Origin of the sequence: Xenorhabdus sp. TH1 (assembly GCF_037260955.1) — a bacterium.
Taxonomy (GTDB): Bacteria; Pseudomonadota; Gammaproteobacteria; order Enterobacterales; family Enterobacteriaceae; genus Xenorhabdus; species Xenorhabdus griffiniae.
Genome location: NZ_CP147734.1, coordinates 147,354 through 170,551, shown reverse-complemented (window position 1 = coordinate 170,551; position 23,198 = coordinate 147,354). Strand labels below are relative to the sequence as shown.

The window sequence follows — 23,198 nt, the reverse complement described above, 5'->3', positions numbered from 1 at the left end:
CTAAATCATAGGCGTCCATCTGGCTGGAAGTCGAGTTCAGCGGCATCGCCAGCGACCTGCTCGAACAGAGGATGAGCTGGATTGATGATGTAGTTCAACTCACGCGGGACAACAACACTGGGGACAGCCAAAGCAAGGCTTTCACCACTTTCTAACCACCCATCCCCAATTTCCGCTGTTGATGGTGGAGCCGGCTCATCCCGCCAATCTTCCGGTAATTGCTCAGAGGGAAGATGCAAAACAGCCTCCGCGGGCAACCTTACTTCCAATAGCGCGTAATATTGCAATAGGCTGTAATCATTGAGGTGAACCATCACTTCCAACAATGCCAATGATTCCGAACTCGCCAGATATACACAAGGTCGTCCTCGGCTATTCCAGCGACCACCGTAAAGACGTGCTCCCTCACCATCGAAAGCCGTCCCCCGCCATTTCCTCTTGATAAGCCGGTAAGCAACAATCTCATTCATACAAAGACACCATGTTCCAGGCGGCCAATCAAGTCCAACACAGCTTCCGCCTCAGCGGAGATAGCGATCATCTCTACAGGCTTGCGACCACCAAGACCACGAGCAGGATTGAGTAACCATTGACAAGCTCGCTCTGTGTCACCTTCAAACAGAGCAGCCGCGGCTTTCAGAACTTCTGCAAAGCGATACAGCCTATCGCTCTCATCCGTTTTGAATCGGCCTAGTTTAGCTCGGCGCTGCAACGTAGCCTGGGGAATGGCGACATACTTCGCGAGTTCCTTGAGTTCCAGACCTGCTACATCAGCGAGTTTGGTGTAGACAGCATAGGGCATTCCTTCCCGTAAGGCTTGGTGCAATTTTGCACCACGGGAAGGTATTCCAACGGCTTTCCATAAGTTGGTGTTGGTATCACGAGTGGCCTGATATTCTTTGATAGTAAAGACCATGCGAGCCTCCAAATATTCAATTGATATAATAACAACATATCAATTGATTACGTGATAAGCAAATTTGTGAAATTTCAGTCGGCCAGTTGCACCATAATAATGCGATCACATTATGGAAAATCACCAACTTGGTGCAAAACACCTAAAGCTACACGCTATATTATTCATCTTATTTCTCTTCCCTTCTGCCATACATTTTTATCACATTGATATTAAATGATTTTTAAATATTGGCACACTTTTCGCATTTATCTCTGCTAATAGTGGTTCTATAAAATTGATCATACCGAGATCCACAATTGCCCTTAACTTTTAAGATAAAACGGTTTATTTCTCGCTCCGTTTTATCAGGCCAATGTAACCAGGAGAGCCAGTATGTCCGCTGAACATGTTTTGTCCATGATTGAAGAACATCAGGTGAAGTTTATTGACTTACGTTTTACTGATACTAAAGGTAAAGAACAACATATCACTATTCCCGCCCACCAAGTTGATGAAGACTTCTTTGAAGATGGCAAAATGTTTGACGGTTCATCTATCGGTGGCTGGAAAGGTATCAATGAATCCGACATGGTGTTAATGCCAGATCCAAGCACCGCGATGCTGGATCCCTTCTTTAATGACGCTACCCTCATCCTGCGCTGCGATATCCTCGAACCTGGCACCATGCAAGGCTATAGCCGCGATCCTCGCTCCATTGCGAAACGCGCAGAAGATTTCCTGCGGGCAAGCGATATTGCTGATACCGTTTTATTCGGGCCAGAACCCGAATTCTTCTTGTTCGATGATATCCGTTTCGGCAGCTCCATCTCTGGCTCTTACTACCATATTGATGATACGGAAGCCGCCTGGAACAGCGGCACACGCTATGAAGGGGGTAACAAAGGCCATCGTCCTGGTATTAAAGGAGGATACTTTCCGGTTCCTCCTGTGGATTCTTCCCAAGACCTGCGTTCAGCCATGTGCCTGACCATGGAAAAAATGGGTTTGGTCGTTGAAGCCCACCATCATGAGGTTGCAACTGCCGGACAAAACGAAGTGGCCACCCGCTTTAATACCATGACCAAAAAAGCGGATGAAACCCAGATTTATAAATATGTGGTTCATAACGTTGCCCATAAATTTGGTAAGACCGCGACATTTATGCCAAAACCGTTGGTGGGCGATAATGGTTCAGGTATGCACTGTCATATGTCACTGTCCAAAAATGGCACTAACCTGTTTGCAGGTGACAAATACGGTGGCTTGTCCGAAATGGCGCTTTACTATATTGGCGGTGTCATCAAACACGCCCGTGCGTTAAACGCCTTTACCAACCCAACAACTAACTCGTACAAACGCCTAGTACCTGGTTTTGAAGCGCCGGTGATGCTGGCCTATTCTGCCCGTAACCGTTCTGCCTCTATCCGTATTCCTGTGGTCGCCAGCGCTAAAGCTCGCCGTATTGAAGTGCGTTTCCCTGATCCCGCAGCAAACCCTTATCTGGCCTTTTCTGCCCTGTTGATGGCAGGTTTGGATGGCATCATCAACAAAATCCATCCCGGTGACGCGATGGATAAAAACTTGTATGACCTGCCCGCAGAAGAAGCCCAAGAGATCCCAACCGTGGCCTCTTCTTTGGAAGAAGCGCTGGCCGCATTGGATGCCGACCGCGAATTCCTGACGCGTGGTGGTGTTTTCACTGATGATACGATTGATGCTTATATCAATTTATTGAACGGGGAAATTGAACGTGTCCGCATGACACCACATCCCCTGGAATTTGAACTGTATTACAGTGTGTAGTGCTTTATTAGGTAATGTTGCATAACGTGATGGCATTACTCGTGTTTTTTGTTGCCGTGAAACTTTTGGCCCATCTTTGGATGGGCTTTTTTCCTCGCATATACACAACTACATCATGATTAGCGATATATGCTGAGCAAAAGGATTCATCGAACTATGCTTAAATAAGCTACAATGCACCAAAAAAGTGCAGGAACTGAATGACCATGGTTAGTTTGCCCAAAGCAGAACAGATTCTCGACTCACAGATAAACAACGTCTTGGTATTGGATAATGATTTGATTATTCGCTACGCCAATCATTCTGCTATGCAACTTCTGGCACAAAGTTCCCGTAAATTATTCGGCACGCCTCTTCCTATCCTGTTTAGCTATATTTCACTGGATACAGAATTGATGCGTTCCAGTTTGATCAACGGTCATAGCTTTACCGATAACGAAGTCATATTAGTGATTAATAATCACTCTCATGTCATGTCGCTCAGTGCCCAACCAATTTCCGAACAGTTTATCCTGCTGGAACTGGCATCTATGGACAGTCAACGCCGGTTAAGCCAAGAGCAGATCCAACAAGCACAGCAGGCGGCTGCGCGGGAACTGGTTCGGGGGCTGGCACATGAAATCAAAAATCCTCTCGGTGGACTACGGGGCGCTGCACAGTTACTTGCCAAGGCACTGCCAGATCCATCCTTGAGGGAATATACCCAAGTGATCATTGAGCAGGCAGACAGGTTGCGCAACCTTGTTGATCGATTGCTGGGGCCACAGCACCCTGGCTTCCAAACCCGCCAGAGCATTCACCATGTGGTTGAACGGGTTTGTCAACTGGTCTCACTGGAAATGCCTGCCAATGTTACGCTGATTAAAGATTATGATCCGAGTTTGCCTGAACTGGCACATTATCCTGACCAGATTGAACAGGTATTGCTGAATATCACCCGCAATGCCCTACAAGCACTGGATGAGAAAGGAGGAATTATCACCCTGAGAACGCGAACTGCATTCCAGATTACCTTACAGGGTGAACGTTACCGCTTGGCAGCCCGAATTGATATTGCAGATAATGGGCCTGGTATTCCACCCAATATTCAGGACACGCTTTTTTACCCGATGGTCAGCGGATATGCAGGAGGTACTGGACTTGGCTTATCCATAGCACGTAATCTTATCGACCAACATGCGGGCAAAATTGAATTTACCAGTTGGCCAGGGCATACAGAATTTTCCATTTACCTGCCGATCAAGAAATAACCGTTAAGTAGGGGGTGACAATGCAACGAGGAAAAGTTTGGATCGTTGATGATGACAGTTCTATCCGCTGGGTACTTGAACGGGCGTTGAGTGGCGCGGGGATGGAGTGTATCAGTTTTGAAAATGCCGATACCGTATTGGCCGCGCTAGGACAGGGTCATCCAGAAGTTATTCTGTCGGATATCCGTATGCCCGGATTGGACGGACTAAGTTTGCTCAACCAGATCAAGCAGAACTACCCACAGCTTCCGGTCATCATTATGACGGCCCATTCTGATCTGGATGCCGCTGTCAGTGCTTATCAACATGGCGCATTCGATTATCTGCCAAAGCCTTTCGATATTGATGAAACTGTTGCGCTGGTTGAACGAGCACTGAGTCATTATCGGGAACAACATCAATCAGCCTCCAATCCACGGTTGCCGGTATCGGTTTCAGATATGATCGGAGAAGCCCCCGCTATGCAGGAGGTATACCGAATTATCGGCCGCCTTTCCCGCTCCTCCATCAGTGTGTTAATCAATGGTGAATCCGGCACAGGAAAAGAGCTGGTTGCCCATGCCCTTCACCGCCACAGTCCACGCGCCTCAGCACCCTTTATTGCCCTGAATATGGCGGCAATCCCGAAAGATCTGATTGAATCCGAACTGTTTGGTCACGAAAAAGGTGCGTTCACAGGTGCCAATCAAGTACGTCACGGTCGTTTTGAGCAAGCCAATGGGGGTTCACTGTTTTTAGATGAAATTGGTGATATGCCGCTGGATATCCAGACTCGCCTGCTGCGGGTTCTGGCTGAAGGGCAATTTTATCGTGTCGGGGGCTATGCACCGGTGAAGGTGGATGTCCGTATTATCGCGGCCACTCACCAGAATCTTGAGCAACGCGTTACAGAAGGTAAATTCAGGGAAGACCTCTACCATCGTCTGAATGTGATCCGCATCCAGCTACCGCCTTTGCGGGACAGAATCGAAGATATACCTCGTCTGGCATACCATTTCCTGCAACAAACTGCCAAAGAGTTGGGCGTTGAAGCCAAAGTGCTGCATCCTGATACAGAACTCGCCCTGATGCGCTTGCCATGGTCAGGCAATGTCCGCCAGTTGGAAAATGTTTGTCGCTGGCTGACCGTGATGGCGGCAAGTAAGGAAGTACTGGTACAAGATCTGCCCGCTGACCTGATTAGCAACCAATCGACAGGACAAACAGGAAACGCCCCGATTTCACGCGCCACGCTACCTGAAAACTGGCCACAACTGTTGGCTGAATGGGCACAACATGCCTTAAAAGAGGGAAAAACGGATCTCCTTGCCGATGCCTTACCATTGCTGGAACGCACTTTGCTTAATTGCGCACTGGAATATACCAACGGACATAAACAGGAAGCCGCCCGTTTACTGGGCTGGGGAAGAAATACAATAACGCGGAAATTGAAGGAATTGGGGTTATAACAGGCTCCACAATACTACCTATTACTGAGTAAATACTCCGAGAGATCAACGAACTGAGTCAATATCGCTTCATCATTCGTTACTAATACCACACTTTCACATATGGCTTGAGCCATAAATGTCATTATCTGTATCTCTTAGTAATTCCTTGATTTCCCTTTTTAGTTTAGAAGGAGCAGCCAAATACCAAAGCAGAATATGAGTATCTAACAAATAGCGCATCAGCCCTGATCTCTCCCCTCAAACATTGAAAGGATTTCGCTATCATATTTAGCAAACTCTTCTTCTGTTGGTACGGGTAACTCTCCAGTCAAAACCCCAATCGGCCTCAATGTTTTTTTCGGCTTGGTCAACACACCAACGGGTCTCTGTACTACTGGTTTATTATTTTCTTTTTCTGGTATCTGTTCACGACGCCAGCGCCGATAGGTCCTTACCTGTATAGTGTCTTCACCTGCATTTTTAATAACAATGGCTTGCCCTTCCCTGATTACCGCTCTCAGTCCTTCAGGAAGCTCTGCAATACGGAGCTTAATTTCAGCACTCATATAAATCTCCCCTATTCAGGTAGTCGGATTTCTGAATTAATTTTAACCAATTATTTGATAAATGTTAATCAAGCTGCTTAATCCTCATATCACCCGCGAAAATTGCCGCTGCCGCATCTGAATACGCAGATAGCTATCAAAACACATACAAATATTACGTATCAGCAATCGCCCTTTCGGGGATACCTGGATCTGCGATTCAGTCACTTCAACTAACCCATCTGCTGCCAACGGGGCTAACAATTGCAGGTCTTCGGCAAAGTAATCCGTGAAATTCAGCCCATAACACCGCTCAATATCCGCAAAATTCAGCCGAAAGTTACAGATTAATGCCTTAATCACATCACGGCGAATGCAATCATCTTGCGTCAAGGATAAACCACGCCATAAAGCATGGCCCTGTGCGTCCACCGCCGCATAGTAAGTTTTTAGGTCTTTCTGGTTCTGGGCGTAACTATCCCCCAGCATACTGATCGCGGAAACCCCCATACCCAGTAAATCGCATTCCCCCTGCGTGGTATATCCCTGAAAGTTACGGTGCAAGATGCCTTGGCGTTGCGCAATCGCCAATTCATCATCAGGACGGGCAAAGTGATCCATCCCAATAAACTGATAGCCATTCCCTGTCAGGGTCGCAATCGTCTCTTGCAAGATATCCAGTTTCTGCGTCGCCGTGGGTAAATCCTGCTCCTTAATCTTGCGCTGTGCCGCAAATAAATTCGGTAAGTGGGCATAGTTGAAGACACTTAAGCGATCAGGAGACAAGGCTAAAACCCGCTGCAAGGTAAAGGCAAAACTTTCGGCTGTCTGTTTCGGCAGGCCATAAATCAGATCAATGCTGGTGGATGTAAAACCTGTTTCACGGGCGCGCTTGATCAGTGCGAAAATAAACGCTTCATCCTGCTCTCGATTCACCAAACGTTGTACATCTTTATTGAAATCCTGCACCCCCATACTCAGGCGATTAAAGCCTTCGTGATGCAAGTGATCAATGACATCGAGTTCAATTTCACGCGGATCAATTTCAATGGAAAGTTCAGCATCAGGCAGAAAATGGAAATGGCTGCGCAGCATCGACATCAATCGACTGATCTGCGTTTTGTCCAGATAGGTCGGCGTACCTCCGCCCCAGTGCATCTGGCTGACTTTCCGCTGGGAAAATAATTTGGCACGGGCAGTAATCTCTTTTTCCAGCACATTCAGATAGTCATCCGCCTTGTGCTTTTGGCGCGTAACCAGCTTATTGCAACCACAGAAATAACACAGCTTATGACAGAACGGGATATGAATATAGAGGGAAAGCGGACGATCAGGATAACGGACAGCAGCCTGAGCAAAAGCAGATGCATCGTAGTGTTGGTTAAACTCCAATGCTGTTGGATACGACGTATAACGGGGACCTGAATAGTTGTATTTTTGGATCAAAGGCAGATCCCAAACAATGGCTTGCTCTGACATGCTTATTCCTTCCGCTGTTTTCGCCCATCAAAACGCAACATTTTCGTGGAATCGAAACGTCGTGCCATGATGATAATACGCAACCGACGTTTACGTTGCGATAGCCGCCATAGTTTACCCAATAACCACAATAAATAACATACTGATATTGTGGTTATTAATATCATGGTTATCAGAATGAACCCGCCTTTTACGATCACAATTCATTGATGAAGGCGTTACTTACCCTTCAACAATTGCATGATATCTTCCTGTGATCCTTCCTCGCCGTCCTCTTCTTCCAGCGCAATACCCAACTCTTCCATCAGGGTATCAATGCGATCGAGCATATTGTCGACATAAGCATTGTCTTCCTGAGACAGTTTTTCCCCCTGTTCAAGGTGTGCCAACAAGTCATCCAATCGTTCATCATTTTCCAACATGTCCAGCTCTTCCTGCGGTGATAGGCGCGGTTTCTGTTTCTCTACAGCCGGTTTAGCCGTTGGTTTCACTACCCTCTCTTGATCACCGACGATCAGAGGAACCGGAACTTTACTGCCGATACGTGGATCTTTTTCCTGTCTGGCTACTGAATGCTTTTTATTACTGTCATGACCGTTATGGCGGCTGCCTGACGGTTTGCCACGTTGTTTTTTCTGGCGTTTACGTTCGCGACCTTCAGCATCCAGCTCTGCACGACTTTTTCTTTTTTGCTTACCAGCGGAAGGTTTCGCCGGTGATTTTTTCTTTAACAGGCTCATAGCGTGTGACTCAACTCATTTTTATCAAGATATTTTCGGCGGAATCTAACAGAAACTCCCTTTAACATCCAATGCCATTCACTTATTGTTTAAATTTCGTCTAGTATTATGGATAGATTTAACTCAAATAATATTTTCAGGCTACCATGCGTTTTTTTGATACCTCTTCTTATCGCATGCCATTGTATCTTTGGGTCACTGGTTATGCCGTTTTGTGGATAATAGCAAGTTACTTTCTTGATCCCACTGTTCCCTATGATGCCGTAGAAGCCTTGAACTGGGGGATTAATGGGGAATGGGGTTCACCCAAAAATCCGTGGCTAGTGGGAGCCATCATGCTACCCGCTATCTCTATCAGCGACATTTCTCTCAGTTTTTATTGGTATTTCACCCACTTTGTTGCTATTGCCATCGGGATGCTTGGGGTTTGGCAACTGGCTTTCCGGCTGACGGGCAAAATTGTACTCGCATGGCTTGCCATGCTGACTTTGAACCTATCCGGTGTCATCAATTTTGATATCATTCCTTATAATGACAATTACCTTTTAGTGATGCTCTGGCCGTGGTCATTGCTGTTTTTCCTGCGTGCCATTGACGATCACCCCAAATGGTGGCTGGCATTCGCCCTCTCTACAGGGCTGGCAACGATGGCAAAGTATTCTTCGCTTTCTATTGTTGGCTCGGTCTTTTTGCTCTCCCTGTTCGTGCCTAAAATACGCCGCAACTATCGGGAACCGCTGTTTTATCTTGCTATTGTCATCTGGTTCGCGCTGATACTGCCGAACGTTTGGTGGCTGGTGCATAACGATTTCGCCGCCTTTAAATGGGTCGGTTCCCAAATTCAAAAAGGATTCAATTTACATACTACGCGCGCCCTACTTTCCGTGTTCTACCCGTTAATTATCGTCAGTGTCATTATTTATCTGTTGGGTGGCCGGATTGGCTGGCCCAGGCAACAAACCAATGCGCTGGCTAATATCGTGATCCTGCTGCCCCTGCTGATTATTTACGGCTGGTTCTCCTTCAATCAGGGTGGGCGTATGACTGAATGGGTACAGCCTTTTATGGTCGTTTCACCGGCGCTGTTGGCAGGCTCAATAACGGTATTCCCCAACAAACCCCTACGAGGCACATTACGAGGGCTGGTCGTGTTTGGTGTATTCGTATTGATCGGTTATGTCGGTGTGATGATGGCAAATGTCCGTGATGCAGGACAAAAGTTTGTTGGCATAAAAACCCTTGCCAGCCAGCTTGATCAACGCTGGAATGAACTGTATCCAACACCATTGCGTTATGTGGGTGGCGAATATCTGCATCAATGGCTGACATTTTATAGCCACTATCACCCAAAAACGATACAACCCTGGGAATTAGATAAAGGTGTGCCACCGAATATCTATAACCGCCATATCAAACAGGAAAATATTGTGAAATATGGTGCCTTGCTAGTGGGAGAGAGAGGAAAAAATTGTGCGGAGGAAAGTTTCCAGCATACGCTTGCACAATGGCCATCATTGGTGCTCAGTCACAAAGAAGAGGTTTCCTTCCAAGCCCAACCCAGTGCGGGGTTAGACACTATTTGTATTGGCTTTATCGCGCCTAAGAATATTCAATGATAATCAGCAAGCCTGACATAAGTTGCTGTCAGGCTTTCTCTTAATCACTGTTTCAATCGTGCTCAGTGGGCATCCACAAACGCCATTTTTAATACAAACAATAGTGTCACAGCAAAAACACATGGGCCAACTTCACGCCATTTGCCCGTACCCAATTTCATAGCACAGTAGGCGATAAAACCCAGTGCAATGCCTTCAGTAATGGAGAAACTAAATGGCATCATCACCGCGGTGATAAAAGCAGGAACGGATTCGGTCAGATCATTCCATTTCACCCTTGTCAGGCTGGACGTCATTAAAACGCCCACATAGACCAACGCTCCCGCTGTGGCATAGGCAGGCACCATGCTTGCCAGCGGAGAGATAAACATCACCAACAGGAATAAAATACCCACGACAATCGCCGTCAAGCCAGTCCTGCCGCCAACAGAAACGCCAGACGAGCTTTCAATATACGCGGTAACCGAAGAAGTTCCTATGTAAGAACCCGCCATAGAACTGATACTGTCTACGTACAAGGCTTGTTTCATGCGTGGAAATTTGCCATTACTGTCGGCAATACCCGCTTTATCCGTCACACCAATCAATGTGCCGGAAGAATCAAACAAGTTCACCAACATAAATGAGAAAATCACACCAGCCAACGCAATATCCAGTGCACCTTTGACATCAACGTTACCTACCACGCTCATCACACTGGGTGGCAGATCAAAAATACCGTGATATTCCACATATCCCATCAGCAAGCCGATACCCGTTGTCACAATAATTGAAACCAACACCGCCGCATGAAAACTACGTGCCGCTAAAATGGCAATGATGAAAAAACCCAATGTCCCCAACAAGACATTATGGGAAGCAAAGTTGCCGATTGAGACAATCGTGTCGGGATTAGGCACAATAATGCCGACATTTTTCAGCCCCATCATGGCGATGAAAAGGCCGATACCACTAGTAATACCCACACGCAGGCTCAATGGAATATTGGCGATCATCCAGTAACGGACACGAAAGAGAGTCAATATAAATAGTCCCACTGCCCCCCAGAAAATGGCTCCCATGGCAACCTGCCACGAAATATCCATCGCACCGACCACAACAAAGGCAAAAAACGCGTTCAATCCCATCGCAGGTGCAACGGCAACAGGCAGATTCGCTACCAATCCCATCATAATGCTGCCAACGGCGGCAATTAAACAGGTCGTGACAAATACGGCTTTAATATCCATACCTGCCACCGCCAGAATTTGCGGGTTAACAAAGACGATATAAACCATCGTCAGAAACGTCGTTAAACCGGCAATGATTTCAGTACGAACTGTCGTGCCATGTTCCCCTAATTTAAACACGCGCTGAAGCAAGCCCTGACGATGAGCAGAGCCAGAATTTATTGTGCTCATGTATATTGTTTCCCAAAAAACGAAGTTTTCGGCTTATCCTACAGGAAACCTATATAAATCGTTACCCTGAAATGGCAAAAAAAGAAAACGTTTGCGATACGTGTAATCAATAGGTTAAATAACGCCATGATTATTGAGGGAATTCATTTTGTGACGATATTTTATTCGATTTGTCCGTGATTAATCTGGCAAAAGCAATTCAGGGTGACATAGCAACAAGAATGTCGTTAAAGATATCTCTCCACTCATCCTCTGTCATATCCATTAAGCCAAAAAAGCGCAGAACAAATGCCCCTTCTGTAGCTAAAAACGCCAAACGTGCCTGACGACCTTCTTCCGTCGTTGTATCCAAGCCTGCTATGCGTTGTCGATACCAGATACGGGTCGATTCAAGATGTTCCGGTGTTTGTAATAAAGCAGCCATTAAACCCGCCGCCTTTGCCGTTGATGCTTCATCCAACCGACTGGTCGCTTCAATATGCGCACGCACAGCCGTTAGCGGGTGGGGGTTATCTCCAGCAATTTCATGAAATTGTCCGTTATAACTCGCTTCCCAACGTTCAAACATCGCATCAATAAGCCCATCTTTTGTGCTAAAACTGTATTGCACTCCCCCCCTTGGTAATGCCAACTGCCTTCGCCAGCGCATCAATCGTGAGAGCCGCGGCACCATGTGTTGTGACAATGTGTTCCGCTGCATCCAACAGAACTTCCCGATCAATTGTTTTACGTCGTCCCATGCGAACCTCCTTTTAATTAAATACGTATGTATTTATAATAATCGCCAACAATTTAGTCAAGGCTTGGCAAGGTTGCCGAACCGCATTGGTGAATTTGCTTATGAAATTGAATATCCGCTGGCTTGTGCTCGCTATTATTTCCAGTGCACTTTTCTTAGTTGTTATTGATATGACCGTGCTATACACCGCTTTGCCTCGGCTGACACACGATTTACATGCTTCTGCTTCAGAAAAACTGTGGATCATGAATGCTTATACATTGGCTATTGCAGGGTTACTCCCCGCTATGGGGGCGTTGAGTGACCGTTTTGGTGCAAAGAAACTGTTTACTAACGGGTTAGCCATTTTCGGTGTGGCATCGCTGATGGCGGCATTTTCCCCCACCCCTGTGACCCTGATTGCTGCGCGTGTGGTGCTTGCTTTTGGCGCGGCAATGATGATGCCTGCAACGCTCGCAATAGTCCGGCAAGCATTTGCAGATCCAAACGAAAGGGCACTTGCCATTGGTATCTGGTCCGCCATAGCTTCAGGCGGCGCCGCGCTTGGCCCGGTTATCGGCGGATTCCTGCTCGAATATTATTGGTGGGGATCGGTTTTCCTGATCAATGTCCCGATTGCCCTCATTGCCTTTGGTTTTGCACTGGTCGTTATTTCTAAAAGTCCAAACAATCCAGGCCATTCTTTTGACCTTATTGCCTCTGTGCAAATCCTGATTGGCCTGGTGAGTATCACCTATGCGATCAAAGAATTAAGCAAACCAGCACCTTCATTGCTGACCACCGCGATAGTCGGCATCATAGGAATTATTTTCACGGCCTTCTTCATTCGTCGCCAGTTAAGTTCATCAACCCCCATGATCGACTTCAAGCTTTTCCGTAATCACACGTTCACCGCGGGAATCGTCGTTGCTTTCGTTTCCACAGCAGCGCTAGTCGGGATAGAGCTTGCTGTTAGTCAACGCTTCCAACTCGCTATGGGTCTATCTCCCTTGCTGGCGGGATTATTTATTTTACCTATTCCCGCGGCCTCTTTTATTGCTGGCCCCCTAGCCGGGATTGCGATACCAAAATTTGGCTCTGAGCGGATCATGTGGCTTTCGCTCGCCCTTGCCGGACTGGGGAGCTTTGTTTATCTCGCTGGCCTGCAATCGCTTTTTGTGCAAATCACTGCATTTTGCATCATTGGCTTTGGTATTGGTGCAGCAATGACCGCCGCTTCCACATCCATCATGTTAAATGCCCCAGAAAGCAGCGCTGGCACCGCCGCCTCTATCGAAGAAGTCGCCTATGAATTGGGAAGTTTAATCGGGATAGCCGCTCTCGGCAGTTTAATGGTAGCGGTCTATTCTGCCTCATTCACTCTTCCGGCGGATAGGGGCATCCCAGTACTGGCACGAAACAGTATTGATGAGGCTCTTATTGTCGCAGAAGGACTAAAGGGAGAGATCGCACTGTCGCTGCTCCAGGCAGCAAAACAGGCTTTCAATCACTCATTCCTGTCGGTGTTGATCGCAGCGGGGACATTGCTGTTGTTGACTTCGGTATTCATTGCTGTATCTAGAAAAGAGAAACGTCATTATTAATTCAATGAAGATTATTAAAATAATGTATATACCAATCTAACTTCAAGATGCTTGTGATTTTTCCCCGCAAAGCGGGGAAAAATCAGGTTTCATAACGTGTTGTAAATTGCAACTTAAAGTTTAATGCGTATATGCTTATGAATTGATATGAATACAAAAAATGTATAATATCACGTGATTATAAATGTAGTTGCGTAATATAAGGTAATAGGAAATTTTTATAGTATGAAAATTTCCTAATGTTATTATTAAGTTTAATATTAAATCACATGAAAAAACACACTGATTTTGACTTTTTTTTGTGCTGTCCTGTAGAAGCTGCCATTTCACTGTTGGGAGGAAAATGGAGAGGAGTAATAATATATCATATTGCTAAAAACAATGGCGCAGGGTTTTCTGAGTTAATTAATAAACATAAGAAATTAAGCCGTAGGACATTATCTTTACAATTAGATTTTTTAGAAAGAAAAGGAATCATTAATAAGATTATTATCAAGGAGAAACCATTGAGAATTAAATATACTCTTTCTAAATATGGAGAGGAACTTATCCCTATTTTTATTTCGATGGAAGATTGGTTTAAGAATAACAAAGAAGATTTTTTATATCATTATGATATGTAAATGATCTTCTTTTATTCACACCCTTACAGACTGTCTTGCAGACTATAGCATGACTATATTGGTCGTCATAGAAAGCTCTTGATTTTCCCTGCAAATCAAATCATGCTAGCGGCTATAAAAAGTTATCTGACACTAGCACAAAAACCCCTCTTTGAATTGACGCATAAATACGACTCGTGATGGGCGTCTCAAACGATTATTCAAGTTTTACATATTGGCTAAGCCATGTGAATCTCCTCTAGCTGAACAATATTGCAAAATCAGTGATACCAAGCTGTGGATAGCAAATTTACTTGCTGCTGATAGGCGGTGAATACCAAAAAATTCAGGATATTCTCCCGATGCCATATATCAGTTAAACCTAGCTGGTTGTATCCATGACTTTAATCAATGGATACTTCCTGTTGATCAGCTAGATACTTTCAAAGTCTACAAAACCTTATAATGAAAGGTATCTAGCTTTGCCACATTTATTGCTGAAAAATCTAATAAGTTTTTTCTGATTTATTTAGGACATTAATTAACTTTTATCTATTTTCATAGATAAATGAACCATGATCCCTATTTATTTTATCCAGATATCTTAATGTAACGAACAAGGAATTAAAAAACCATTTATCTTAAATATCCTTATTTAAAACTATCTTGCCAACGGTTCTATTTGATTCTATTATTTGATGTGCTTCTTTTAAATTAGATGCATTTATTCCATAAAATTCTTTATTTTTTGTTGTTTTTATTTTTCCTTTATCTAAAAGGATAGCTACTTCATCTAATATTTTGCCCTGATTTGATATATCGTCAGTTTCGAACAAGGAGCGAGTAAACATAAATTCCCAGCAAATCGTCAAACTTTTCCCTTTTAACTTTAAAATATCCAATGATTTTGGATCATCAATGAGTACGATTTTCCCTTGTGGTTCAATAATATTAACTATTTGATCTAAGTAGGAATCTGTATTAGATGTGGAAAATACATATTTAGGAGCCTGTATTTTTTCAGAATGAATTTGTTCTTCTAAACTGTCAAAATGGTTTATAACATAATCGGCACCAAGAGATTTTACCCATTCTTTTGATTCATTTCTTGATGCTGTAGCAATTACTGTCAATTTTGTCATAGCTTTTATCATTTGAATAGCTATCGAACCAACACCACCTGCTCCACCAATGATTAAAATGCAAGATTCCTCATTTCTATCTATGTTCAGTCTGTCAAATAATGCTTCCCACGCAGTAAGAGCTGTTAATGGGACAGCAGCAGCATCTGAAAAACTGATATTTTTAGGTTTTTTAGCAACTATCCGATAGTCAACAACTTGTCTTTCTGAATAGCAACCATCTCTATTAATTGCCCCAGCATAGTAGACTTCATCGCCTATATTAAAATTTTTAACATTCTCACCTTTATCAATAACAACGCCTGACACATCCCAGCCAAGTATACGATATTTATCTTTTGGTGTAGAAGATGCCCTTATTTTTACATCGGCTGGATTTACAGATATAGCTTTAATATCTATTAATAGATCATTTGTTTCTATCTTAGGTTCTGGAATTTCCATATCCAATAAACTTTCTTGGTGATCTATGGGTAATGGTTTTTTATATACAACAGCTTTCATTATTTTCTCCACATCAGTTTGGTTTTCTTTGATTTATAATTATCATAGAAATTTCCAGATATTAATAAGTAACAAATTTGATACCCAATAAAAAAAGTTATCCAGATACAGTGAATCTCTTAAAAATGCCATTTTTATATTATTTTTATCTTTACAATCCCTTCTACAAAGAAGTTTATATTCCGTAATGTATATTAAAAATTATTATATTTTTTATACAGAAAATATACCAATCTAACTTCAATATGTGTTTGATTTCACCCCTCGAGGCGGGGAGAAATCAGTCGCACTGACGAGGCTACTGTACTGCGCCCAGATATATGACAGTGACTGTCAGTACAAAGTTGAAAGGAGTATCGGAAGCTACCTATATCACTGACGTAAGGGAGACGGTAGCACAGAAAGAAGTTTCTCTCAGACTGATAACCTGGCGGCACTGACAGAATCCCATAATACAACAACGAAAATATCTGCCAGATACCCAATATTAATGCTAAGAAACCTCGGCCAATGTTTTTTTACGCCTCACCGAGAAACGGCGGGCAACATAATTGGCAATCAATTCCAGTGATAAACACATCACAAAATAAACCAACGCAACGAATAAAAAGACTTCCATCGGATAAACCATGCTGCGGTTATTTACTTGAGTCGCCAAAAATGACAATTCCGCCACACCAACGATATAAGCCAATGAAGTATCCTTGATTAACGCAATCCACTGATTGATAAATGAAGGCACCATCATGCGCAATGCCTGCGGCAAAACGATATGCCACAGGACTTCCCAACGATTGAAACCCAGTGATAACCCTGCCCGCCATTGACCATCACCAATCGCTAAAATTCCCGCTTTGACGCCATGTGCTAAATAAGCCGAAGTAATCAATGCCAGCGCACAGACAACGGTCGTAATTTCAGGGATCTCCATCCCCAATACGACAGGCAACAAGAAATATGTCCAGAAAATCAGCATAATGACCGGAATAGCGCGAAAGAAACCCAGTATTGCTGCCAATAAATTGGCCCAAAAACCGCGCAACATTGCCAGAGCAACGCCACCCAAAATACCCAATACGATGGAGATAGTCCCCGCTATAATGCTGATTACTAGCGTCAATGCCGCCCCTTCCAACGGTCCATCGGGAAAGGTTCCTAATAACAAGTAACGCCAGTTTTCTGCAATAACAGTAAAGTCCATATCAATACCCTCTCGCCAAGGTTCTCTGTTGGCGCCATTGTCCCCAGCCTTCCATCACAGCAATAATGGCAATGTAGAGCACTGTCGCCACACCAAATGCCTCAAAGGTTTGTAAAGATTGGGTTTCCACCTGACGAGAAGCATAGGAGAGTTCTGCCACACCAATCGCCATGGTTAATGATGAATTTTTGACAATATTCATGTATTGCCCCAATAAGGGTGGCATAGCTATTTTCAATGCCTGTGGCAATACAACGTGACGCATGGCCTGCCAGCCTGTTAAACCCAATGCATGGGCTGCATATTTTTGTCCGCGTCCAACGCCCTGAATGCCCGCACGCAACTCTTCTGCAACAAACGGAGCTGAATAGAGAGTGAGTCCGATGAATCCCGCCAGAAATTCAAAGGATGGCCATTCCAGTGTCAGACCGAAAATTATTGTGTCGTGAGGCGTGTTCAGCCATATCATCGCCTCTTGTGGCAAAATTTGCCCGGATGCGAAATACCAGAAAAACAGCTGTACCAACAAAGGGGTGTTACGAAATACCGTAGTGTAAGCCGTAGCCAGCCAGCGCAGTGGCTTGATTTGGCTATCCCGTATCGCAGCAATCACAAAACCCAGTAAAGTGGAGGAGATAATGACACAGGCAGAAAGCCACAAGGTGATCAGAAATCCCTGCCAAAGCCATAGAAGATATTCAGGAGCCAGTAAATGCTCAGTAATAAATTGCTCAAACATATCATTCACCGCATAAACAAACAGCAAAGCCCCGCAATAACGGGGCTAATCAATTGGTGTTCTTAAATGGAAGCACTAAACAAACATTACTGTTTTGCCTGATCTGCTAACGGAGCAAATTTAAAATCACCCCGCGGTTGAGCGGATTTCGTTTCCGGGCCAAACCAGCGGTTATAGATTTTCTCTGCTTCACCCTCTTTTTCCAATTTCAGTAAGGTTTGGTTAACCGAATCAACTAATCGCGTTTCCCCTTTGGAAGCCGCAACTGCTTGATATTCACGAGTAATGCTAAAAGGCGAAATTTCAAAATCGGCTTTCTGTGCTTCCGGTACGTTTGCCAGCAAGCCAACCAGTTTCGCATCATCCTGCGTGATCGCCTGGACATTGCCATTTCTCAGAGCCGCAAATGCCAATGGTGTATCGTCATATGAGATCACTTTGGCTGTTGGATAACGCTCACGTAAGGTGATTTCCTGCACCGTCCCCTTGTCTGCACCAATGCGCAGTTTGGCAATATCGTCCGGCTTGGTCAAAACACCTTTGCGGGCAATGAATTTCTGACCTGTTGCAAAATAAGGGATGGAAAAATCAACTTGTTTTGCACGTTCATCAGTGATCGTGAAATTAGCAGCAATTAAGTCAATTTTTTTGGAAGAAAGCAGAGGAATGCGATTTGCTGGATTCGTTGGTCGCAGCTCCAGCTTCACGCCTAAATCTTTGGCAATCGCATTGGCGATATCAACATCATAGCCTGCCAATTTTTTCGTTTGAGGATCGATAAAACCAAATGGTGGGTTACTGTCAAATACTGCAATACGTACCGTGCCAGCTTTTTTAATGTCATCAAGTTTATCTGCTTTTGCCACTCCTGAAACCAATGCCAAACTGGTCAGCAAAGCAGTAACCGCTACGCGAGATTTGTTGCCAATCTTCATTGTACACCCCTGTTGGTTATTAATTTTACGCGATGCTCGACTTTTATGGTGAGTTGAAATGACATAGCCGCTCCTTTATAACTTTAAGTCGCCAAACTGAGAGAAATAAAGGAACAAAGGCTATGTCACAGCAAGATTTTATCATTTGGGTGTTTTGTTGGGTAGACGATAATTTAACGGCGTTACAGCAAAGCTCTCGATTCAGAAGCCGGGGATACCCACCTAAGCTGAGCGATGCGGAAGCCATCACGATGGAAGTGGTGGGTGAATTCTTAGGCTTTTCAACGGATAAAGGAATTTGGACGTACTTTCGTGATCACTGGTGCGAGTGGTTTCCGGGACTGGGTTCACGCGCCAATTTTGCTAAACAGGTTGCGAATCTTTGGGCTGTTAAACAAAAGCTGCAAGAAAAGCTGGCGAGGTTATTGGGTGCGTTCGATAGGCCGGTACATATTGTCGACGGATTTCCGTTGCCCATCTGTGGATTCAAAAGAGCGAAAGGCAGTGCCAGCTTTAAAGGACAAGCTGATTATGGGTACTGCGCCGCCAAAAACGAAACTTACTACGGCTTTAAAGGGCATCTCATGATAGATGAAATTGGCGTAGTAACGGGATTCACATTGACGCCCGCCAATGTCAGTGAGCGTGAAGCGGTCTGGGACTTGACTAGCCCAATAAAAGGCTGTTTGCTCGGCGATAAAGGTTATTTAGGTTTTGAATTTCAAGAGGAAATGAAGCAGTCGGGTATTGAAATGATAGCCCCGGTGCGTGCCAATATGGATGACCCAGTCCCCAGAGAAACAAGAAAGCGCATTAATGCCAAACGGCGCTTAATTGAAACCGTCATTGGTCAACTCGCTGGGCAATTTGCTATCGAGAAGTGCTGGGCACGGGATTTGTGGCATTTGAGTAATCGAATAGCCAGAAAACTGCTTTCTCATACACTGGGTATTTTTGCCAATTTTAAACAAGGTAAAAGTCAACGCGACTGGCTTCAACAAGCCCATGTTATAGGGAGCTAAAGTTGAGCATCGCGTTAATTTTTATATATCAACAAAAGCTATCAATTTAGATATAGCACCTGAAATAATATAAAATAATATATTTATTCAATTTTAGAATAATAACTATTCTTTTTGGGTCAGTAATTTTTCCAAATTATCACCACCGATATGGCGTAAGTCCTGTCCTTTGACGTAATAGAAAATAAATTCACAAATATTCTGGCAACGGTCACCAATGCGCTCAATAGAGCGGGCACAGAAGAGAGCCGTCATGACATTCGGAATGGTTCTGGGATCTTCCATCATATAAGTCATAAGCTGGCGGATGATACTTTCGTACTCCTGATCGACTTTTTTGTCTTCACGGTAGATACGGATGGCTTCTTGCAGATCCATACGGGCAAAGGCATCCAACACATCATGCAACATTTGGATCGTATGGCGCCCCAATGATTCCAGGCTAACCAGCAAAGATTGTTGTTGATGTGAAAATCTGTCAAGCGCAGTCTTACAGATCTTATTGGCAACATCGCCAATGCGCTCCAGTTCAGCAATGGTCTTTGAAATAACCATGATCAGGCGCAGGTCACTGGCCGTCGGTTGGCGTTTTGCAATGATGCGGACACACGCTTCATCAATCGCCACTTCCATCATATTGACTTTCTGGTCATCCTCAATCACTTGCCGTGCCAATACTTCATCTTGGTTGTGCATCGCCAGAATCGCCTTACTAAGCTGTTCTTCCACCAAACCACCCATTGTCATCAATTCGGTACGAATATGTTCCAGTTCAGCAGTGAACTGACCGGAGATATGTTTGCTGAGATTCAGATTGTCCATATTTTTCTATCCCCCCGTATTAACCGTAACGGCCAGTAATGTAATCTTCGGTCTGTTTCATCTTCGGTGTGGTGAATAATCTATCAGTATCGCTAAATTCAATCAGTTCACCCAGGTACATAAATGCGGTGTAATCCGAACAGCGAGCCGCTTGCTGCATATTGTGGGTGACGATCACGACGGTATATTCCGATTTCAGTTCACTGATTAACTCTTCAATGCGTCCTGTCGAGATGGGATCAAGTGCCGAACAAGGTTCATCCAACAACAAGATCTCTGGACGAATGGCAATACCACGGGCAATGCACAGACGCTGTTGCTGGCCACCAGAAAGGCTATGCCCACTCTGGTGTAATTTATCTTTAGTTTCATTCCACAATGCCGCTTTGGTCAATGCCCATTGGACTCGTTCATCCATCTCTGTTCTGGGTAGTTTTTCAAACAGGCGCACCCCGAAAGCAATATTGTCGTAAACGGACATCGGAAATGGTGTTGGTTTCTGGAAGACCATCCCAACCTTGGCACGAAGCAAGGCAATATCTTGTGTGTCTGTCAGGATATTGGTGCCATCCAGAATAATTTCACCTTCAGCGCGCTGATCCCCGTACAATTCATACATTTTGTTGAAAGTACGCAGTAATGTGGACTTGCCACAGCCCGATGGCCCGATGAATGCCGTTACCTTGTTTTGTGCAATATCCAGCGTAATATTTTTCAACGCATGGAACTTGCTGTAATAGAAATTCAGAGCACGCACCTGGATTTTACTTTCTGCGATTTTATTTACTGAAATAACGTCATTAGCCTTATTCATCAATATTTATCTCTTGAATACCTTCTGCTTTTATTCTGCTGAAAAAATATTAGTGTTTTTTCTTCGTAAACAGCGCACGCGCCACAATATTAATGAGCAATACACACAGGGTGATCAGCAATACTCCCGCCCATGCCAACTGCTGCCAGTCAGAGAATGGACTCATGGCAAACTTGAAAATAGTGACAGGCAAGTTTGCCATCGGCTGGTTAAGATCGGTACTCCAGAACTGGTTGGAAAGCGAGGTGAACAACAATGGAGCCGTTTCACCAGCGATACGAGCAATAGCCAGTAACACACCGGTCATAATGCCTGATATCGAGGCTTTCAACGTAATGGCAGAGATCATTTTCCATTTCGGTGTTCCCAAGGCATAAGCAGCTTCACGCAAGTTATCCGGCACTAATTTCAGCATATTTTCTGTCGTGCGAATAACGATGGGGATCTGCAACAGTGCTAACGCCATTACCCCAGCCCAACCAGAAAAGTGTTGCACCTTGGCCACCACAACCATATAGACAAATAATCCGACAACAATCGAAGGTGCTGAAAGCAGGATGTCATTAATAAAGCGGATAATTTCTGCCAGCCATGAACGGCGACCATATTCCGCCAGATAAATTCCCGCCATAATCCCCAATGGCGTGCCAAACACCGTCGCCCAGAAGATCAGCAAACCACTGCCAACGATGGCGTTTGCCAGCCCGCCGCCCTCGGTATTGGGAGGTGGCGTCATTTCAGTAAACAACGCCAGCGACATACCATCGATACCTTTAGTGACGGTAGAGATTAAAATCCAGCCCAGCCAGAATAAACCGAATGCCATCGTCATCATGGATAGCATCAGCGCCAGCCGGTTTTTCTGGCGACGCCATGATTGCATACGGCGACGGCTTTTCATGTCCGCTTCGTTTACTGTATCGACTAAATGTGGAGGTGGCTTATTGATGGTTGTCATCTCAGCGCTGCCCCTCATTTTTTGCCAGACGCAGCATCATTAATTTTGACAACGCCAATACGATAAAAGTGATGACAAACAAAATCAGTCCCAGCTCCATTAATGCGGCGGTATGCAGGCCAGATTCAGCCTCAGCAAATTCATTTGCCAATGCAGAAGTGATACTGTTCCCCGGCATATACAGCGACAAACTATCAAGTTGGTAGGTATTACCGATAATAAAGGTGACTGCCATTGTTTCTCCCAATGCCCGGCCAAGTCCCAACATCACACCGCCAATCACACCATTCCTGGTATAAGGCAAGACGATATGCCAAATCACTTCCCATGTTGTACAACCGATGCCATAAGCCGACTCTTTCATCATCACAGGGGTTTGTTCAAACACATCGCGCATGACAGAAGCGATATAGGGGATAATCATGATGGCAAGAATGACACCCGCCGCCAGAATGCCGATGCCAAAAGCAGGACCGGAGAATAGCGCCCCTACGATGGGAATGCTGGAGAGCACATCACCAACGGGTTGCTGGAAATAGGTGGCAAACAGCGGAGCGAAAACAAACAACCCCCACATGCCATAAACAATACTGGGGATCGCGGCCAATAACTCAATCGCCACACCCAATGGACGTTTTAACCAGTTTGGTGACAATTCCGTCAGAAAAAGGGCAATACCAAAACTCACGGGAACCGCAATAATCAGGGCAACTAACGAAGTCATCAATGTGCCATAAATCGGCACCAATGCGCCAAACACCCCTGCCGGCGCATCCCACTCTTTACGCCATAAGAAAGCAAAACCAAATGCTTGTATACTCGGCCAGGAAGCAATGATCAGTGAAATGATAATGCCTCCCAGCAGAAATAAAGTTAACAGCGCCGCTAACTTCACCAAGGCGCTGAAAATAATGTCACCCTTTCTGCTCGGTGCTTTCAGTGCCGTTTTACGTTCGGCCATACGCTTCATTCTCAT

The 23,198-nt window shown here is 44.7% G+C and carries 21 protein-coding genes and 1 pseudogene; 7 read left to right on the top strand and 15 right to left on the bottom strand.

The genetic code is table 11. From position 1 onward, the window contains the following. Positions 1-5 precede the first annotated feature (5 nt). Positions 6-470 carry an RES family NAD+ phosphorylase gene (locus WDV74_RS00785; RefSeq protein ID WP_338884057.1) on the bottom strand — a complete coding sequence of 155 codons (465 nt, stop codon included), beginning with the start codon at positions 468-470 and terminating at the stop codon, positions 6-8. Then, positions 467-916, bottom strand: a complete 450-nt coding sequence (locus WDV74_RS00780; RefSeq protein WP_338884056.1) for an antitoxin Xre-like helix-turn-helix domain-containing protein — start codon at positions 914-916, stop codon at positions 467-469. Before WDV74_RS00780 ends, WDV74_RS00785 begins: the two co-directional genes overlap by 4 nt. A gap of 375 nt (positions 917-1,291) precedes the next feature. Here WDV74_RS00780 and glnA point away from each other — a divergent pair, with 375 nt between their 5' ends. The 3 genes from glnA (at position 1,292) to glnG (ending at position 5,399) form a co-directional block, all read left to right on the top strand. Then, a complete protein-coding gene (gene glnA, locus WDV74_RS00775) occupies positions 1,292-2,701 on the top strand; it encodes a glutamate--ammonia ligase (protein WP_189759863.1) in 1,410 nt (469 codons plus the stop codon). Between the two features lie 200 nt (positions 2,702-2,901). Continuing rightward, complete coding sequence (glnL, locus tag WDV74_RS00770; protein ID WP_338884055.1) at positions 2,902-3,951, top strand: nitrogen regulation protein NR(II); 1,050 nt, start codon at positions 2,902-2,904, stop codon at positions 3,949-3,951. Between the two features lie 20 nt (positions 3,952-3,971). After that, positions 3,972-5,399 (top strand): nitrogen regulation protein NR(I), encoded by a 1,428-nt coding sequence (glnG, locus tag WDV74_RS00765; RefSeq protein WP_338884053.1) that lies wholly within the window; start codon positions 3,972-3,974, stop codon positions 5,397-5,399. A gap of 221 nt (positions 5,400-5,620) precedes the next feature. Here glnG and WDV74_RS00760 read toward each other — a convergent pair whose 3' ends face one another. From WDV74_RS00760 to yihI, 3 genes are all read right to left on the bottom strand, one after another. Then, positions 5,621-5,947: a hypothetical protein gene (locus WDV74_RS00760; protein WP_338884052.1), complete on the bottom strand. Its 327-nt coding sequence runs from the start codon at positions 5,945-5,947 to the stop codon at positions 5,621-5,623. Between the two features lie 84 nt (positions 5,948-6,031). Beyond that, positions 6,032-7,405, bottom strand: coding sequence for an oxygen-independent coproporphyrinogen III oxidase (hemN, locus tag WDV74_RS00755; RefSeq protein WP_338884050.1), 1,374 nt, complete (start codon positions 7,403-7,405; stop codon positions 6,032-6,034). A 218-nt stretch (positions 7,406-7,623) separates the two neighbouring features. Continuing rightward, positions 7,624-8,145: a Der GTPase-activating protein YihI gene (yihI, locus tag WDV74_RS00750; protein WP_338884049.1), complete on the bottom strand. Its 522-nt coding sequence runs from the start codon at positions 8,143-8,145 to the stop codon at positions 7,624-7,626. Positions 8,146-8,291: 146 nt separating this feature from the next. Here yihI and WDV74_RS00745 point away from each other — a divergent pair, with 146 nt between their 5' ends. Further along, positions 8,292-9,761 (top strand): glycosyltransferase family 39 protein, encoded by a 1,470-nt coding sequence (locus WDV74_RS00745; protein ID WP_338884048.1) that lies wholly within the window; start codon positions 8,292-8,294, stop codon positions 9,759-9,761. A gap of 62 nt (positions 9,762-9,823) precedes the next feature. Here WDV74_RS00745 and WDV74_RS00740 read toward each other — a convergent pair whose 3' ends face one another. Continuing rightward, entirely contained in the window at positions 9,824-11,161 is a 1,338-nt protein-coding gene (locus WDV74_RS00740) for an NCS2 family permease (RefSeq protein WP_338884047.1), read from the bottom strand. Between the two features lie 199 nt (positions 11,162-11,360). Further along, positions 11,361-11,901: pseudogene (locus tag WDV74_RS00735) on the bottom strand (TetR family transcriptional regulator). 100 nt (positions 11,902-12,001) lie between these two features. On the opposite strand from WDV74_RS00735, the gene WDV74_RS00730 reads away from it, so the two are divergent. Beyond that, on the top strand, positions 12,002-13,483 hold the full coding sequence (locus WDV74_RS00730; RefSeq protein WP_338885500.1) for an MFS transporter: 1,482 nt from the start codon (positions 12,002-12,004) through the stop codon (positions 13,481-13,483). 239 nt (positions 13,484-13,722) lie between these two features. Then, on the top strand, positions 13,723-14,106 hold the full coding sequence (locus WDV74_RS00725) for a helix-turn-helix domain-containing protein (protein WP_338884046.1): 384 nt from the start codon (positions 13,723-13,725) through the stop codon (positions 14,104-14,106). A gap of 620 nt (positions 14,107-14,726) precedes the next feature. On the opposite strand, the gene WDV74_RS00720 is transcribed toward WDV74_RS00725, so the two are convergent. The 4 genes from WDV74_RS00720 to WDV74_RS00705 all read right to left on the bottom strand — a co-directional run bounded on the left by WDV74_RS00720 (position 14,727) and on the right by WDV74_RS00705 (position 18,606). Then, positions 14,727-15,731, bottom strand: a complete 1,005-nt coding sequence (locus tag WDV74_RS00720) for a zinc-binding alcohol dehydrogenase family protein (protein ID WP_338884045.1) — start codon at positions 15,729-15,731, stop codon at positions 14,727-14,729. A gap of 493 nt (positions 15,732-16,224) precedes the next feature. After that, on the bottom strand, positions 16,225-16,932 hold the full coding sequence (locus WDV74_RS00715; RefSeq protein ID WP_338884044.1) for an amino acid ABC transporter permease: 708 nt from the start codon (positions 16,930-16,932) through the stop codon (positions 16,225-16,227). Position 16,933: 1 nt separating this feature from the next. Then, on the bottom strand, positions 16,934-17,671 hold the full coding sequence (locus WDV74_RS00710; RefSeq protein WP_273557451.1) for an amino acid ABC transporter permease: 738 nt from the start codon (positions 17,669-17,671) through the stop codon (positions 16,934-16,936). Between the two features lie 86 nt (positions 17,672-17,757). Further along, the gene (locus WDV74_RS00705; protein WP_273557450.1) at positions 17,758-18,606 is read right to left on the bottom strand and encodes an ABC transporter substrate-binding protein; all 849 of its coding nucleotides are present in this window, start codon (positions 18,604-18,606) and stop codon (positions 17,758-17,760) included. A gap of 122 nt (positions 18,607-18,728) precedes the next feature. Between WDV74_RS00705 and WDV74_RS00700 the strand changes: the two genes are divergently transcribed. Continuing rightward, positions 18,729-19,628, top strand: coding sequence for an IS982 family transposase (locus WDV74_RS00700; RefSeq protein WP_338882223.1), 900 nt, complete (start codon positions 18,729-18,731; stop codon positions 19,626-19,628). Positions 19,629-19,733: 105 nt separating this feature from the next. Here WDV74_RS00700 and phoU read toward each other — a convergent pair whose 3' ends face one another. From phoU to pstC, 4 genes are read right to left on the bottom strand one after another with little or no spacing between them, the layout of a single operon-like run. Then, complete coding sequence (gene phoU, locus WDV74_RS00695; RefSeq protein ID WP_338884043.1) at positions 19,734-20,450, bottom strand: phosphate signaling complex protein PhoU; 717 nt, start codon at positions 20,448-20,450, stop codon at positions 19,734-19,736. 19 nt (positions 20,451-20,469) lie between these two features. After that, positions 20,470-21,264, bottom strand: coding sequence for a phosphate ABC transporter ATP-binding protein PstB (gene pstB / locus WDV74_RS00690; protein WP_338884042.1), 795 nt, complete (start codon positions 21,262-21,264; stop codon positions 20,470-20,472). Positions 21,265-21,313: 49 nt separating this feature from the next. Next, the gene (gene pstA / locus WDV74_RS00685) at positions 21,314-22,222 is read right to left on the bottom strand and encodes a phosphate ABC transporter permease PstA (protein ID WP_338884041.1); all 909 of its coding nucleotides are present in this window, start codon (positions 22,220-22,222) and stop codon (positions 21,314-21,316) included. Between the two features lies 1 nt (position 22,223). Further along, positions 22,224-23,183 (bottom strand): phosphate ABC transporter permease PstC, encoded by a 960-nt coding sequence (gene pstC / locus WDV74_RS00680; protein WP_338885499.1) that lies wholly within the window; start codon positions 23,181-23,183, stop codon positions 22,224-22,226. Positions 23,184-23,198: the final 15 nt, after the last annotated feature.

Excerpts from the sequence above, each read along its gene's own strand:
- WDV74_RS00780 (WP_338884056.1), bottom strand. The coding sequence starts at position 916 with ATGGTCTTTACTATCAAAGAATATCAGGCCACTCGTGATACCAACACC.
- glnG (WP_338884053.1), top strand. The coding sequence starts at position 3,972 with ATGCAACGAGGAAAAGTTTGGATCGTTGATGATGACAGTTCTATCCGC.
- WDV74_RS00725 (WP_338884046.1), top strand. The coding sequence starts at position 13,723 with ATGTTATTATTAAGTTTAATATTAAATCACATGAAAAAACACACTGAT.
- pstC (WP_338885499.1), bottom strand. The coding sequence starts at position 23,183 with ATGGCCGAACGTAAAACGGCACTGAAAGCACCGAGCAGAAAGGGTGAC.
- yihI (WP_338884049.1), bottom strand. The coding sequence starts at position 8,145 with ATGAGCCTGTTAAAGAAAAAATCACCGGCGAAACCTTCCGCTGGTAAG.
- phoU (WP_338884043.1), bottom strand. The coding sequence starts at position 20,450 with ATGGACAATCTGAATCTCAGCAAACATATCTCCGGTCAGTTCACTGCT.
- WDV74_RS00745 (WP_338884048.1), top strand. The coding sequence starts at position 8,292 with ATGCGTTTTTTTGATACCTCTTCTTATCGCATGCCATTGTATCTTTGG.
- pstB (WP_338884042.1), bottom strand. The coding sequence starts at position 21,264 with ATGAATAAGGCTAATGACGTTATTTCAGTAAATAAAATCGCAGAAAGT.
- WDV74_RS00700 (WP_338882223.1), top strand. The coding sequence starts at position 18,729 with ATGTCACAGCAAGATTTTATCATTTGGGTGTTTTGTTGGGTAGACGAT.
- pstA (WP_338884041.1), bottom strand. The coding sequence starts at position 22,222 with ATGACAACCATCAATAAGCCACCTCCACATTTAGTCGATACAGTAAAC.
- glnL (WP_338884055.1), top strand. The coding sequence starts at position 2,902 with ATGACCATGGTTAGTTTGCCCAAAGCAGAACAGATTCTCGACTCACAG.
- WDV74_RS00760 (WP_338884052.1), bottom strand. The coding sequence starts at position 5,947 with ATGAGTGCTGAAATTAAGCTCCGTATTGCAGAGCTTCCTGAAGGACTG.
- WDV74_RS00720 (WP_338884045.1), bottom strand. The coding sequence starts at position 15,731 with ATGAAAGCTGTTGTATATAAAAAACCATTACCCATAGATCACCAAGAA.
- WDV74_RS00740 (WP_338884047.1), bottom strand. The coding sequence starts at position 11,161 with ATGAGCACAATAAATTCTGGCTCTGCTCATCGTCAGGGCTTGCTTCAG.
- WDV74_RS00715 (WP_338884044.1), bottom strand. The coding sequence starts at position 16,932 with ATGGACTTTACTGTTATTGCAGAAAACTGGCGTTACTTGTTATTAGGA.
- WDV74_RS00705 (WP_273557450.1), bottom strand. The coding sequence starts at position 18,606 with ATGAAGATTGGCAACAAATCTCGCGTAGCGGTTACTGCTTTGCTGACC.
- WDV74_RS00730 (WP_338885500.1), top strand. The coding sequence starts at position 12,002 with ATGAAATTGAATATCCGCTGGCTTGTGCTCGCTATTATTTCCAGTGCA.
- glnA (WP_189759863.1), top strand. The coding sequence starts at position 1,292 with ATGTCCGCTGAACATGTTTTGTCCATGATTGAAGAACATCAGGTGAAG.
- hemN (WP_338884050.1), bottom strand. The coding sequence starts at position 7,405 with ATGTCAGAGCAAGCCATTGTTTGGGATCTGCCTTTGATCCAAAAATAC.
- WDV74_RS00785 (WP_338884057.1), bottom strand. The coding sequence starts at position 470 with ATGAATGAGATTGTTGCTTACCGGCTTATCAAGAGGAAATGGCGGGGG.
- WDV74_RS00710 (WP_273557451.1), bottom strand. The coding sequence starts at position 17,671 with ATGTTTGAGCAATTTATTACTGAGCATTTACTGGCTCCTGAATATCTT.